General features: G+C 73.0%; 11 protein-coding genes. 2 read left to right on the top strand and 9 right to left on the bottom strand.

Translation table 11 applies throughout. From position 1 onward, the window contains the following. Window positions 1-12 precede the first annotated feature (12 nt). Window positions 13-657: a maleylpyruvate isomerase N-terminal domain-containing protein gene (locus O7616_RS19465; RefSeq protein WP_282303313.1), complete on the top strand. Its 645-nt coding sequence runs from the start codon at window positions 13-15 to the stop codon at window positions 655-657. Between the two features lie 207 nt (window positions 658-864). Here the strand turns inward: O7616_RS19465 and O7616_RS19460 are convergent, their stop codons facing one another. From O7616_RS19460 to O7616_RS19420, 9 genes are all read right to left on the bottom strand, one after another. Then, window positions 865-2,148 carry a citrate synthase gene (locus O7616_RS19460; RefSeq protein ID WP_282303312.1) on the bottom strand — a complete coding sequence of 428 codons (1,284 nt, stop codon included), beginning with the start codon at window positions 2,146-2,148 and terminating at the stop codon, window positions 865-867. Between the two features lie 218 nt (window positions 2,149-2,366). Then, window positions 2,367-4,463: a sulfatase-like hydrolase/transferase gene (locus O7616_RS19455; RefSeq protein WP_348773824.1), complete on the bottom strand. Its 2,097-nt coding sequence runs from the start codon at window positions 4,461-4,463 to the stop codon at window positions 2,367-2,369. Then, window positions 4,456-5,886 (bottom strand): methyltransferase domain-containing protein, encoded by a 1,431-nt coding sequence (locus tag O7616_RS19450; protein WP_282307672.1) that lies wholly within the window; start codon window positions 5,884-5,886, stop codon window positions 4,456-4,458. The genes O7616_RS19455 and O7616_RS19450 overlap by 8 nt, the downstream gene beginning before the upstream one ends. Window positions 5,887-5,903: 17 nt before the next feature. Next, complete coding sequence (locus tag O7616_RS19445; RefSeq protein WP_165947858.1) at window positions 5,904-6,053, bottom strand: hypothetical protein; 150 nt, start codon at window positions 6,051-6,053, stop codon at window positions 5,904-5,906. 380 nt (window positions 6,054-6,433) lie between these two features. Beyond that, window positions 6,434-7,708 (bottom strand): glycosyltransferase, encoded by a 1,275-nt coding sequence (locus O7616_RS19440; RefSeq protein ID WP_282307671.1) that lies wholly within the window; start codon window positions 7,706-7,708, stop codon window positions 6,434-6,436. 5 nt (window positions 7,709-7,713) lie between these two features. Continuing rightward, window positions 7,714-9,987, bottom strand: a complete 2,274-nt coding sequence (locus O7616_RS19435; protein WP_282303311.1) for a glycosyltransferase family 39 protein — start codon at window positions 9,985-9,987, stop codon at window positions 7,714-7,716. A gap of 44 nt (window positions 9,988-10,031) precedes the next feature. Then, window positions 10,032-11,537 carry a HAMP domain-containing sensor histidine kinase gene (locus tag O7616_RS19430; RefSeq protein WP_282303310.1) on the bottom strand — a complete coding sequence of 502 codons (1,506 nt, stop codon included), beginning with the start codon at window positions 11,535-11,537 and terminating at the stop codon, window positions 10,032-10,034. Beyond that, window positions 11,515-12,261 carry a response regulator transcription factor gene (locus tag O7616_RS19425; protein ID WP_282259862.1) on the bottom strand — a complete coding sequence of 249 codons (747 nt, stop codon included), beginning with the start codon at window positions 12,259-12,261 and terminating at the stop codon, window positions 11,515-11,517. The genes O7616_RS19430 and O7616_RS19425 overlap by 23 nt, the downstream gene beginning before the upstream one ends. 113 nt (window positions 12,262-12,374) lie before the next feature. Beyond that, window positions 12,375-12,605 (bottom strand): hypothetical protein, encoded by a 231-nt coding sequence (locus tag O7616_RS19420; protein WP_282259863.1) that lies wholly within the window; start codon window positions 12,603-12,605, stop codon window positions 12,375-12,377. Between the two features lie 212 nt (window positions 12,606-12,817). Between O7616_RS19420 and O7616_RS19415 the strand changes: the two genes are divergently transcribed. Continuing rightward, window positions 12,818-13,750 (top strand): serine/threonine-protein kinase, encoded by a 933-nt coding sequence (locus O7616_RS19415; protein WP_282303309.1) that lies wholly within the window; start codon window positions 12,818-12,820, stop codon window positions 13,748-13,750. The last annotated feature ends 16 nt before the right edge of the window (window positions 13,751-13,766 follow it).

Below are 13,766 nucleotides of genomic sequence, written 5' to 3'. Positions count from 1 at the left end.
CAGAATGTGCGGATGTCTCACCCTGTCGACGCACTGGATGCCGCGTTCCCGGTCGCCGCTTCGATCGCTCTGGACCTGATCCGCCACCCCGAGGTGTCGGAGCAGTGGTCGCGCCCGAGTGCGCTCCCGCACCTGTCCGTCGGCGGGCTGGCCTGCCACCTGGGACGTCAGGCGATCCGGGCGGCGGAGCTGCTGCCGACGCCGAGTGACCTGCCGGTGTTGGAGTCGGCCGACAGTCACTACGAGCGGGCCGCCTGGGTCAGCGAGGGCACCCCGGACGCCGCCTCGGTCGCCGCGAGCAACGACGAGGAAGACGCGGCCCGAGGCCCCGCCGACCTGCACGCCAGATCCGCCGCCGCAGTGCAGGAGGCGGGCGATCTGCTGGGGCGTGGCGCGGCCCGGGACGTCGTACCCATTCCGTGGCAGGGCTGGGCCCTACGGCGCGGTGACTTCCTGCTCACCCGCCAGGTGGAGATCGTGGTCCACTCCGACGACCTCGCGGTGAGCATCGGCGTACCCACACCGGAGTTCCCGGCGGAGGTCTTCGATCCCGTCCGCGACCTGCTGGTCCGGCTGGCGGTCCGCCGCCGCGGGCAGTCCGCGTTGATCAGCGCGTTGAGCCGCAGCGAGCGGGCGCAGGACATCTCCGCCTTCTGACCCCCGCCGGGGTCGGGAGTCGCGCTTGGTCGACGTCGTATCGCCGACGTGGCGGTAACGCCGCGCCCGGGATACCGCCACATCGGCGACCTGGAGACGATCATGGCCCGCTCGGGCCACGACCGACGAAAGGCGACAGGCCGCCGACCCGAGTGGGTCGGCGGCCTGCGGTGGTGCGACGAACTGTGGTGCTGAGAGCGATGGAGGTCAGCGCTCGTTGAAGGGGACGTAGTCCCGCTCGGCGGCACCGACGTAGACCTGCCGCGGACGGCCGATCTTGGTCTCCGGGTCGTTGATCATCTCGCGCCACTGGGCGATCCAGCCGGGGAGCCGACCGAGCGCGAAGAGGACCGTGAACATCTTGGTCGGGAAGCCCATGGCCTTGTAGATCAGGCCGGTGTAGAAGTCCACGTTCGGGTAGAGCCGCCGGGAGACGAAGAAGTCGTCGGCGAGCGCGATCTCCTCCAGCTCCATGGCGATGTCCAGCAGCGGGTCCGGCTTGGCCATGCGGCCCAGCACGTCCTGCGCGGCCTTCTTGACGATCGCCGCCCGCGGGTCGTAGTTCTTGTAGACCCGGTGGCCGAAGCCCATGAGCTTGACGCCGTCCTCCTTGTCCTTGACCTTGCGGACGAAGGACCGGACGTCGCCGTCGCCGGCGTGGATCTGCTGGAGCATCTCCAGCACCGCCTGGTTGGCGCCGCCGTGCAGCGGGCCGAACAGGGCGTTCACACCGGCGGAGACCGAGGCGAACAGGTTGGCGTTGCTGGAGCCGACCAGGCGGACGGTCGACGTGGAGCAGTTCTGCTCGTGGTCGGCGTGCAGGACGAACAGCATGTCCAGCACCTTCGACATCACCGGGTCGACCTCGTACGGCTCCGCCGGCACGCCGAACGTCATCCGCAGGAGGTTGTCCACGTACCCGAGGGAGTTGTCCGGGTAGAGCAGCGGCTGCCCGATGGACTTCTTGTACGCGTACGAGGCGATGGTGGGGACCTTTGCCATCAGCCGGACCGTGGAGATCTCCACGTGCTCGGAGTCGAACGGGTCCAGGCTGTCCTGGTAGAACGTGGACAGGGCGCTCACCGCGGACGACAGCACCGCCATCGGGTGGGCGTCCCGGGGGAAGCCGTCGAAGAAGCGACGCATCTCCTCGTGCAGCAGTGAGTGCCGCCGAATCCACTCGGTGAACTCGGTCAGCTGCTGCTCGGTGGGCAGCTCACCGTAGATGAGCAGGTACGAGACCTCCAGGAAGGAGGACTTCTCGGCCAGCTGCTCGATCGGGTATCCCCGGTAACGCAGGATCCCCGCGTCGCCGTCGATGTAGGTGATCGCGGATGAGGCAGCCGCGGTGTTGACGAAACCGGGGTCGTACGTGGTCATCCCGGTTTCCTTCAGCAGCTTGCTCACCCCGATACCGGCGGGGCCCTCGACCGCTGGATGTACCGGCATCGACAGCTGCCCACCGGGGTGATCGAGCTTGACTTCCGTCATGTGGTTCCTCGCTTCGCCGGCAGATCTACGTTGAATTGCCTTCGCTTCTACCGTAATTGCGGCTCGGTGGACAACGCCCGCCATGGTTCTGCGGTGAGGCATGCGTCACCCGATTCCCGACCGGGCCGCCGGGAAACCCGGCCTCCCGCTGGTCGGGACGCTACCGCGAGCGGGCCGAGACCGAGCCGGCAACCCGGCCGGGAGCGCCGGCAGCCGGGTCACGACAGGGCGAGGCGTCGCAGCGTCCCGTCCGGCGCGACCTGGAGGACGTCGAGCTGGTTGGTGCCGGCGCGGAACAGGCTGTCGTCGGTCAGCAGTGCGGCGAACCGGCGTCCGCCGGGGTCGGCGGGCACCGCCGGGACGACGGCACCGATCCGGCCGTTGACGGCCACGGCCAGCAGCGTGCCGTCCGGGATCTGGTCCGGGACGTCACCCCAGACGAGCGCCGGGAGGGTCCCGGTGTCCGGGTCCATGGCGGTGAACGCGGCCAGGTCGGCGACCCGGGCGTTGCCGCCGGGCGGGCCGGCGCGCACCTGCGTGCCGACCAGGGGGTGCGGGGTCGGCAGCGGTGGCGGGGTGGGCACGCCGCCGGGGAAGGTGGTCGGTTCGCCTGGGCGGTCGTAGAAGTGTTTCGTGCCGTCGGCGCGCGGGGCCTGCCGGGCGGAGCGGCCGTCGACGTGCCAGGGCAGCCGGATGTCGGCCTCGTCGGCGACGGTCGGCAGCAGGTCGACGTGTTCCCAGTTGCGGTCGTCCACCCGGCCGGTCTGTTGCCGGGGTTCCTTGAGGAACATCGGCACCCAGGCGACCTCCCCGGCGGCGGCCTTGATCGCGTCCATGCCCCGGCCCTGGGCGCCCGGGCGGAAGCTGACGCCGTGGTCGGCGGTCACCACGAGCATCGACTGGTCGTAGAGGCCGCTGGCGCGCAGCGTCCGCAGGGTCTCGCCGATCAGCCGGTCGGTGTAGCCGAGCTGGGCGAGGTGGCGTTGCCGGGCCAGGTCGACCCAGCCGGCGCCGTCGTTGGGCAGGTCCTCGGGGGCGTCGTAGCGGGCCCCGGACGGCAGGTACGCCCACGGTGAGTGCGGCATCAGCAGGTGCAGGAAGTGCAGTGTGGGCCGGGGCGCCGGTTTCAGCCCGGCCAGGAAGCTGGTGAACCGGGCGGGTTGGTTGTCGTCCAGGCTGTCCCAGCGGAACTTCGGGTCGGCCGGTGCCGGTTCGGCGGCGTCCAGGCCGGCCTCGGCGCGGGTCTGCTCCCGGTAGGAGTCCTCCGGGTCGACGGCGCTCTCGGTGGGCCCGGCGACCCGGCCGAGGAGTTTGCCGGTCTCCCGGACCAGCACGCCGAGCCCCTGTTCCGGGGTGACCGGTTGCTCGCACCGGCTGGGCGGGCAGAGGCGGGTGATGCTCTCCTCGGCCTTGATGTCGTAGAGGCCGCCGAAGGCGGTGAAGATGTTGTCCGGGTACTGCGAGTAGTGCGGGGCGACCGGCTTCGCCGGGTAGCGGCCGGTGAGCATGGCGGGCAGCGCGTTGGGGGTCCACCCGCTGACGCCGGTGGCGTTGCGGTACCAGGTGGAGGCGTCGGCCAGTTCCGCGAAGTGCGGGAACCGCGTCGCGTCGATCTTCCCGTCGGTGCCGAGCAGGCTGACCAGCGGCAGTTCGTCGAGGATCAGCATCACCACCGGCGGGTGCACGCCCGAGCCCTGCGCGGTGCCCACCGCGCCGCCGTCGCCGCGCGGCAGGACCACCGCCGAGGTGGGCGACACGAACAGGAACAGCGCCACGAAGGCCACCGGTCCGGCGGCGGCCAGGCGCAGCACCAGACGCGGCGCCCGCCAGCGCCGGTGTGCGACAGCGCCTCCGGCCCCGGCCAGCAGGGCCACCACCAGCAGGGGTACGCCCCGAAGCGGTGTCACGTGTCGGCCCACCTGCACGGCGAGGGCGGCGAGCAGCAGCCCGACGAGCCCGGTGTGGGTGAGGGCGCGTACGGTCCGGCCGGCCACTCGGCTGAGCGCGCCGAGCAGCACCACCCCGGTCGTGGGCAGCACCGCCACCAGGGCGAGCAGCAGCAGGATCTCGGCCGGGTCGGCGCGGTGGAACAGGAAGAAGTCGGGGCTGCGGCCGAGCACGTCCAGCAGTGGTTGGGTGACCACCAGTCCGACCAGCGCGGTCACCTCCAGCGCCCGGCCCAGCTCACCGCGCCGGCCCCGATCCCACCGCCCACCGGTCGACTCGTCCGACCGACCGACGTCCGGGGCCGACGGGTCGCCGGGGCCGGACCGCTCGTCGGGAGGCGGCCCGGTGGCGGCGACCGGTTCAGCCACCGATCACCGTTCGGTAGAGCGTGCGGGTGCCAGAGGGCAGTTCCAGCCGCTCGGTGATGCGTCCCCGGGCGGCGAGCAGTGTCTCGAAGGCGTCGCGGCGGTAGTCCGGGAAGAGGCCGGCGGGTTTGTTGGCCAGCAGTCGGGTGGCCATCGGGTCCTCCGGGTGGACGAACTCGACCACCACCGTGCCACCCGGGGCGGTCAGCCCGGCCAGCCAGTCGACGACCTCCGGCAACGGCACGTTGCGTCCGATCGCCAGGTGGTGCACGACGGCCAGGGCGAGCACCACGTCGGCGGACGCCCGTTCGGCGAAGCCGGCCCGTTCGACGCCCCGCCAGCCGCCCCCCGGGGACGGGTCGGCGAGGTCCAGCACCAGCGGCAGGATCCGGCGTTGCCCCTCGGAGCGCAGCTTGCGGTACAGCTCGTCGACCACTGCCGGGTCCTGCTCGACGGCGACCACGTAGTCGGCGTGCCCGGCCGCCAGTCGGGAGTACCGGCCGTCGTTCGCGCCGAGGTCGAGCACCAGGCGAGGGCGGGTGCCGGAGGCCACCGAGGTGACCACGAACTGCTCCTTGGCCACCCGGTCGCGGGCCGAGTAGCCGCAGGTGACCTGGTAGTCCGACCAGTGGCTCCCGGCCGGACGGTGCTCCAGCTTCCGGACCAGTTTCTCAATGCCGCGTACGGTGGCCAGCAGCAGCTCCCGGGAGAAGCCGGCGGCGCGCAGTTGGTCGCGGACCTCGGTGGTGCTGGCGGCGGCGTTGCGGTGTTGCATCGCGCCGTGCAGGTGCAGGTGGGTCAGCACGCCGGGGCGCAGTCGGCGGGTCCCGCCGAACAGTGGTCGCAGTTCGTCGGCCTCGATGCCGTCGACGCGGGCGCGCAGCCACGGCTGGAAGTCGACGCCCAGGTGGGCGGTGAGCAGCAGCGGGTAGAGCACGGTCTGGCAGAACTGCCGGTAGCCGGCCCACGGTTCGCCGTCCCGGACCGGCTCGAAGGAGCCGATGTCGATGAAGACCGGTTCCGCGCCGCGCCACTGCAGGTTGTACGCCGAGCCGTCCTTGGTGGTGAAGCCCTCGCCGAGCGCGGCGCGCAGGATCTCCAGGTGCAGCAGCGCGGCGTCGCGCAGCATGCCGAACGACCACTCGTACGGGTGGGAGACGAACGGGATGCGCTCGTGGCGCAGCACGGCGGCCCACGGGGCACCGGTCGTGGCGGGCACCAGGGTCGGCGGGGCGTCCTCGGTGGCGCAGACCTTGCGGGCGGCGACGAGCGCCGGGAAGAACGTGCTGCCGGTCAGCGCCCGCCAGTGCGCGGCGGCTTGGGGGTCCAGCCCGCGCAGCACCTCGTCGCCGACGTGGAAGACCCGGTTGGCCGGGTCGCGGAAGGAGGCCGGTTCGGGCCGTACCTCGGTGGGTGAGATCGCCATCGTCGGGGTCGGCCCGCTCACCGCTGGTCGGTGGGCTGCCGGCGGAACCGGTCGACCAGGCGTCGCCAGTAGAGTTTCGCGGCGACCGCGGCGCCGGCCACCCCGCCGACGACCGCCTGCACGATCAGGCTGCCGGATCCCGCGTCCAGGTAGGCCAGATGTTCCACCGATCGCTCCTTGCCCTCGCCGTCTCGACACCGGCGTCCCGAGCATGCAGCGGTGAGGCTTTTGACCCAGAAAGCCGGACTTGTCCCTCACCGTACGCTGATCGCCATCCGCGTCGCGGGCACATTGGCGGACTCCCAGCCTCGCCACAGGAAGTGAAGGAGCACAGCAGGAACACGCCCTCCTCGCCGGGCAGGCCGCCGTCGATCGCGTACCGCCGGATCAGCGCCGGGGCGTGTCGGCAGGATCTGGGCTTCTCCGGGACGACCGTGGTGTCCCAGCTGCGTACCGCCGCCAAACGACCTGCTGCGGGCCACCGGCGTGCCCCGCGACGAGGCACGCCGGCTGGTGGGTGAGGCCGCCGCCGACTGACCGCCGCCGCTCAGCCGCGCCGGTGGTGCATGCCCAGGCGCAGCAGCACGAAGCGCAGCACGGTGGCGGCCAGGTTCGCGGCCACCAGCACGGCCAGTTCCACCGGCCGGGCCGGTACGGCGTGGACCGCGTGCAGGACGGCCAACGAGCCACTGGTCAACGCCAGACCCAGCGCGAAGGCCAGCAGACCCTGCACGTGATGCCGCCCCGCGTGCCGACGCCCGGTGATGCCGAACGTCAGCCGACGGTTCGCGGCCGTGTTCGCCACAGCGGTCACCAGCAGCGCCAGCAGGTTGGCCGGTTGCGCGCCGAGGGCACCCCGGGTCGCCACGAACAGCACCAGGTACGCGAGGGTGCTGGCCACCCCGACCGCCGCGAACCGGGCCAACTGCCGGGGCAGTCCGACAGGCACCTGAGTCGCCGGACCGGTCAGCGGCGCCCGGTCGGGTGACACGGCCAGCGGCGCCCGGCCGGGCGGCACGGTCAGCGGCCCCCGGCCCCACTGGGCACGCAGGGCGGTCAACGGCAGCGCGCCGGTCAGCAACGCCCGACCCAGTCGGCCCACCCCGCGTAGGTCGGCCAGGGCGGTGGCGACGATGTCGACGCGGCTGTCCGGGTCGTCGACCCAGTCCACCGGCACCTCGTGGATGCGCAGACCGGCCCGCTGCGCGAGGACCAGCAACTCGGTGTCGAAGAACCATCCGGTGTCGCGCACCAACGGGAGCAGCTCACCGGCCACGTCGGCGCGGATCGCCTTGAACCCGCACTGTGCGTCGGAGAACCGCGCCGCCAGCGCACCGCGCAGCAACAGGTTGTAGGCCCGGGAGATGACCTCCCGCTTGGCACCGCGGACCACCCGGGAGGTACGCGCCAGGCGGGTGCCGATCGCCAGGTCGGAGTGGCCGGAGATGAGCGGTGCGACGAGCGGCAACAGCGCCGCCAGGTCGGTGGAGAGGTCCACGTCCATGTACGCCAACACCGGCGCGGACGACGCCGACCAGGCCGCCGAGAGCGCCCTTCCCCGCCCCTTGGCCTCCAGGTGCAGCACGTCGACGCCGGGCAGTTCGGCGGCGAGACCGTCAGCTATCGCCGGGGTGTCGTCGACGCTGGCGTTGTCCGCGATGGTGATCTGGAACGGGTACGGGAAGTGCTCGGTCAGGTGGGCGTGCAGCCGTCGTACGCACGGGCCGAGGTCGGTCTCCTCGTTGTAGACCGGGATCACCACGTCCAGCACCGCGCCGGCGGCGGTGGGTCGCGCCTGGACGGCGGCCCGCTGTGCGTTCAGCGCGGTCACGACGCCTCCGTGCCGGTGCTCAGGTCGTAGACGGTGACACCGTCGACGGTCTGCGCCGTGAACGCCTCCGCGACCCAGGCGGCGATCTCCTGGGAGGCCGAACTGCCGCCGTTGGCCCGGAAGCCGCCACCACCGATGAAGTAGTGGATCTTTCCATCGGCCACGTAGCGCTGGAACTGCGCGAGGGTGGGCGACGGGTCGCTGCCGTTGAAGCCGCCGATCGGCATCACCGGATCTCCGGTGGCGAGCTGGTAACCGGAGGCGTTGTTGGAGCCGATGGTGGCGGCCACCCACGTGTAGTCGGCGCTGTCGCGCTCCAGCAACTCGCGCAGCGCGGTGCTGGGCTCCCGGGCGTCGAGCAGGCCGCCCATTCCCCCGCCGGCCGAGCGTCCCTGGCCGCCGGTGGGCCCGCCGTTGCGGCCACCGCCGGGGAAGCCCGGCCCCTGGCCGCCGTTCTGAGCGCCGCCGTTCTGACCCCCGCCGTCTCGACCGCCGCCGGGGAATTGGCCCCCGCCGGGGGCGCCGCCCGGGAACTGACCGCCACCGTTCTGACCCCCGCCCGGGAACTGGCCTCCGCCCGGGAAGCCACCCGGGAACTGACCGCCGCCCGGAAGTTCCATCCCGCCCGGTGGTCGCCCGCCGGGGAAGCCGCCCCGACCGAAACCGCCCGCCACGAACGGACCGGCGCTGGGGATCGACCCGGTGTGCGGGGTCGCCGCGGTCTGCACCGCATACGCGACCGGGCCCGCAAGAGCCGCCGCGAGGCCCAGACCCAGCAACACCGGTACCGACCGGCGGGGAAGCCGGGTCACCAGCAGGAGCAGCGCCGCACCGACCAGACCGGCGACGAGCACGACGCCCCGCAGCCACGGGTACCAGTCAGGGCTGCGCCCGAGCAGCACCCACGCCCACCAGACGGTGACCGCGAGCGTGCCGGCGAGCGTCGCCGAAGCCGCCTGTCGACGCCACCTCTGCCGTCGCGAACCAGCGACACTGTCAGCGGACGCAGGCACCGGATCACCCGCCGGGATGTCGGCGACCGCGGCGACAGCCGGTCGCCGCTCGTGCCACAGCATCGTGACACCGATGCCGACCAACGCACCGATCGCCGGGGCGAGCGCCACCGTGTAGTACGCGTGGAAGATCCCGGACATGAAGCTGAAGATCAGGCCGGTGACCAGCAGCCAGCCGCCCCAGAGCAGCAGCCCGGCCCGGGTCCGGTCGGTACGGGCCGCCCGGCCCGCCACCAGCAGCCCGGCGACCAGGAGGATCGCGGCGGCCGGCAGCAGCCAGGAGACCTGACCGCCGACCTCGCCACCGAACATGCGCAGGATGCCGGTCTGGCCCGAGAACGGACCGCCGCCGCCCGGGCGCCCGCCTCCGCCGCCGACGCTTCCCACCTCGTCGCCGGTGATCCGGCCGAGGCCGTTGTAGCCGAGGGTGAGCTCCAGGATGCTGTTCCCCTGCGACCCGCCGACGTACGGGCGGGCGCCGGCCGGGACCAGCTCGACGAGCGCCACCCACCAGCCGGCGGAGACCACCACCGCCAGGCCGGCCAGCAGCAGTTGCCGGACCCGTCGCCACAGCCCGGTCGGCGCGGCCAGCAGGTAGACACCGGCGAAGACGGGCACCACCAGGAACGCCTGGAGCATCTTGGTGAGGAAGCCGAAGCCGACCAGCACACCGACCAGCACGATCCACCTGGTGCTGGCCGACTCCACCGCCCGGACGGTGGCGTACGCCCCGGCGACCAGCAGCAGGACCAGCAACGCGTCGGGGTTGTTGAACCGGAACATCAGCGTCGCCACCGGGGTGACCGCGAGGACCGCGCCGGCGATCAGACCGGCGGCCGGCCCGTACCAGCGCCTCACCGTCGCGTACAGCACGCCGACCGAGGCGACACCGCAGAGCGCCTGCGGGACGAGCATCGCCCAGCTGTTCAACCCGAAGACCCGTACGGACAGGGCCATCAGCCACAGCGACGCGGGCGTCTTGTCGACGGTGATGGAGTTGGCGGCGTCCGACGAGCCGTAGAGGAACGCCTTCCCGCTGACCGAGCCGGCCTGCACGGCCGCGGCGTAGAAGGAGTTCGCCCACCCGGAGGCGCCCAGGCCCCACAGGTAGAGCACAGCGGTGGCGAGCAGCAGGGCGGCCAGCGCGGGCCGGGCCCAGGCCGGCGAGCGACGCGTCGGCGGCGAGTGCTCGTCGGGGCGTGTGGCCGTCGGCGGCTCGGTTTCGGCGGGTGCCGTCAGGGTCTTCGTTCTGTCCATGCGGTCAGCCTTGGCGGCCAGGCTGGCGGGACGCCGTGTGCTGACTATGCGTCAGCTGTGGGATTGGGCAACCGGACGGTGAACGCTGTCCGACCCGGACGGCTGTCCACTCCGACCGTGCCCCGGTGGGCCTCCACCACGGCCGCCACGATCGCCAGGCCGAGGCCGGTGCTGCCGTGCGCCCGGGACCGGGAGCTGTCGCCGCGCGCGAACCGTTCGAACATCTCCGGTTGCAGCTCCGCCGGTACCCCGGGCCCGTCGTCGGCGACGGTGAGCACGGCGTAGCCCGCGTCGACGGCCAGTGTGGTGGTCACCGTGCTGCCGGGTGGGGTGTGCACCCGCGCGTTGGCCAGCAGGTTCGCGACCACCTGGTGCAGCCGGGCGGCGTCGCCGGGCACCCGGACCGCCACCTCGGGCAGGTCGAGCTGCCAGCGGTGGTCGGGCCCGGCGACGTGCGCGTCGCTGACCGCGTCCACCACCAGGGCGGTCAGGTCGACCGGTTCGACAGCGAGCGGCCGACCGGCGTCGAGGCGGGCCAGCAGCAACAGGTCGTCGACGAGCCGCGTCATCCGGGTGCTCTCCGACTCCACCCGGCGCAACGCGTGCGCGACGTCCGGGGGAACCTCGTCCCGACCCCGCCGGGCCACCTCCGCGTAACCCCGGATCGCCGCCAGCGGAGTCCGCAGCTCGTGGCTCGCGTCGGCGACGAACTGGCGTACCCGCGTCTCGCTGGCCTGCCGGGCGGAGAGCGCGTCGGCGACGTGGCCCAGCATCCGGTTCAACGCCGCGCCGACCTGACCGACCTCGGTGCGCGGGTCGGTGTCGGCGTCCGGCACGCGGACGGCGAGGGCCACCTCCCCACGATCGAGGGGCAGCTCGGTGACCCGGGTGGCGGTGGCGGCCACCCGGTTGAGCGGGCGCAGCGTGGCCCGGACGATCAGCGCGCCGGCCGCACCGGCGACCAGCAACCCGGCGGCGGCCACCGCGGCCTGCGCCGCCACCATCCACCACACGGTCTCCTGCACCCCGGACAGCGGGATCGCGACCACGCGTACCCGGCCGTCCCAGTACTGCCGGGCCACGGCCCGGTAGTCACCGCGCGCCCCGAGGTCCACGGTGCGTGGTTCGGCGTCGACCGGCAGAGCCGCCAGCGCGGCGACCTCACCGACCGGGACGGCCTGTTCGTCGGGGAACCGGTCGTCGGCGGACGGGTCGGCGGTCAGCGTCCGCGCGCTGGTCACCCGCCCGTCGGTGATCACGGCGACCACCGTGCCGGGCGGCGACCCGGGCGGGACGCCCGGCCCGTTGCCCGGGAACGCCGGCCACCCCGGACGGTCACCCCGCATGGTCGTCGCGGGTGCCAGCTGGGCGTCGAGCCGCTCGATCAGGAAATGCCGCAGCGCCACGGTGGTCAGGCCACCGATCGCGACGCTGACCACCGCCAGCAGCGCGAGCAGGGCGAACACCAGTCGGGTACGCAGGGAGCGGCCGGCCAGCCACCGTCGGGCGGCACGCAGCGGTCGGCGGTCACTCGGCGGGTTTGAGAACATAGCCCGCGCCGCGCAGCGTGTGGATCATCGGTGCCCGGCCGGCGTCGATCTTCTTGCGCAGGTACGAGATGTACAGCTCCACCACGTTGGCCTGGCCGCCGAAGTCGTAGTTCCACACCCGGTCGAGGATCTGCGCCTTGCTGAGCACCCGACGCGGATTGCGCATCAGGTAGCGCAGCAGCTCGAACTCGGTGGCGGTGAGGGTGACCAGTTGGCCGGATCGGCGCACCTCGTGGCTGTCCTCGTCGAGGCTGAGGTCGCCGACGGTCAGCACGGCGTCCTCCCGGGCGGCGACCGCGAACCCGGAGCGGCGCAGCAGGGCGCGCAACCGGGCGATCACCTCCTCCAGGCTGAACGGCTTGGTCACGTAGTCGTCCCCGCCGACGGTCAACCCGGCGATGCGCTCCTCCACGGCGTCGCGGGCGGTCAGGAAGAGCACCGGCACGGTGGGCGCGTACTCACGCAGTCGACGCAGCACCTGGAAGCCGTCCAGGTCGGGCAACATCACGTCGAGCACCACCGCGTCCGGCTGGAACTGCCGGGCGGCACTCAACGCCGCCATCCCGTCACCGGCGCTGCGGACCTGCCAACCCTCGTACCGCAGGGCCATCGACAGCAGATCGGTGAGCGTGGGCTCGTCGTCGACCACCAGCACCCGCACGGGTTCCCCGTCGGGGCGGCGTAGCTCGATCCGGCTCGGTGCGGCCTGCCCGTTCATGACCATGCCGCCCATCGTGGCCGCCACGTCTGTGCCCCGCCCCTGTGGAACCTGTGTGCCGGCTGTGCGGCCGGGTCGACGGAACTCCGGCGCCCGCACCGGTCAGCCCCGCGTGCTGGTCACTCGGACACCCCGAACGCGTCGGTGCGCACGAAGCGCATGCTCCAGCCGCCCGTCCCGTCCGGCCGGTCGCGTTCGTAGAGGTGGTCGGGGCCGGGCTGCACCGGACCGGTGCCGTCCGGATGCCGCATGATCCAACGCTGCGGTGGGCCGCCGTCCGACCCGGCCGGCAGCAGCCGGACCAGACCGTCCGCGGGCCCGCCGACGAAGCGTACGGTGACCTCGCTCATCGCGATGCCTCTCGGGTGACCGTGCCGGCACAGTCGGTGACACCGGCTCTGGCTCGCAAGCTACCGCACCGGCCGCCGCGCCGCAGCGAGGTGCCCGCGGCGGCCCGCCCCGCCGGTTCGCCCAGCGCGACCCGCCGGTTTGCCCAGCTCGGCGGTCGGGTACCGCGACCGGAGGATCCGCCGCCGGGCGGGACGAGGACGAGGAGTGGTCGATGCGCGCGCTGGACGGGCGGTACCAGCTCGAGCGGCGCATCGGCGTGGGCGGCATGTCCGAGGTGTGGCGGGCACACGACCAGGTGCTGGACCGGCCGGTCGCGGTGAAGCTCATCCTCCCCGGACCACACGACCAGGACAGCCCGGTGGAACGGATCCGCACGGAGGCCCGCTCGGCGGCCCGCCTCGTGCACCCGAACGTGGCGAGCGTGCACGACTTCGGCACCTCCTCCACCCTGCCCGGCCGCCCGGTGCCGTACATCGTCATGGAGCTGGCCGAGGGTGAGACGCTCGCCGCGCACCTGCGGGCCGGTCCGCTGGACTGGCGGATCTCGGTGCGGGTCTGCGCTGAGGTCGCCGCGGCGCTGGCCGCCGCACACGCCGAGGGCATCGTCCACCGCGACGTCAAACCGTCGAACGTCATGCTCACCCCGGCCGGGGTGAAGGTCCTCGACTTCGGCATCGCCGTCCCCACCGGCACCCCGGACCCACTGCCGGAAGGGATCGTGGTCGGCACCCCGGCCTACCTCGCCCCCGAGCAGCTGGCCGGGGAGCCCGCCACCCCGGCCGCCGACATGTACGCCCTCGGCGTGCTGCTCTACTACAGCCTCACCGCCCGCCTGCCGTACCACGCGGTCACCGCCGGCGAACTGCTCGGCGTACGCCGCCGGCAGCCGCCGGAGCGGCTGCCCGACATCGACGGGCTTCCGCCGGAGGTGGCCGACCTGTGCCACTCCTGCCTCGCCGACGAGCCCGGGCAACGCCCCACCAGTCTGATGGCCGCACTGCTGCTGGCCGAGGCCGTGGACGCCCGGGTGTACGTGCCGATGACGATCCCGACCACCCGCCGACCCACCCCACTCTCGACGTGGACCGAACGGGCCGCGACGGAGGCCACCGAGGCGGTGGCGGTGTTCGACCAACGGCGCTGAGCCGCCGCTCCGGCGT

The sequence above is a fragment of the Micromonospora sp. WMMD964 genome, assembly GCF_029581455.1.
Classification (GTDB): Bacteria; Actinomycetota; Actinomycetes; order Mycobacteriales; family Micromonosporaceae; genus Micromonospora.
Note: the sequence above shows the minus strand (reverse complement) of the source record. Positions and strands in the feature narration are given on the sequence as shown.

What these genes read in the sequence shown, in the direction of transcription:
- O7616_RS19465 (WP_282303313.1), top strand. Translation starts at nt 13, where the DNA reads ATGTCTCACCCTGTCGACGCACTGGATGCCGCGTTCCCGGTCGCCGCT.
- O7616_RS19460 (WP_282303312.1), bottom strand. Translation starts at nt 2,148, where the DNA reads ATGACGGAAGTCAAGCTCGATCACCCCGGTGGGCAGCTGTCGATGCCG.
- O7616_RS19450 (WP_282307672.1), bottom strand. Translation starts at nt 5,886, where the DNA reads ATGGCGATCTCACCCACCGAGGTACGGCCCGAACCGGCCTCCTTCCGC.
- O7616_RS19435 (WP_282303311.1), bottom strand. Translation starts at nt 9,987, where the DNA reads ATGGACAGAACGAAGACCCTGACGGCACCCGCCGAAACCGAGCCGCCG.
- O7616_RS19430 (WP_282303310.1), bottom strand. Translation starts at nt 11,537, where the DNA reads ATGTTCTCAAACCCGCCGAGTGACCGCCGACCGCTGCGTGCCGCCCGA.
- O7616_RS19425 (WP_282259862.1), bottom strand. Translation starts at nt 12,261, where the DNA reads ATGGTCATGAACGGGCAGGCCGCACCGAGCCGGATCGAGCTACGCCGC.
- O7616_RS19420 (WP_282259863.1), bottom strand. Translation starts at nt 12,605, where the DNA reads ATGAGCGAGGTCACCGTACGCTTCGTCGGCGGGCCCGCGGACGGTCTG.
- O7616_RS19415 (WP_282303309.1), top strand. Translation starts at nt 12,818, where the DNA reads ATGCGCGCGCTGGACGGGCGGTACCAGCTCGAGCGGCGCATCGGCGTG.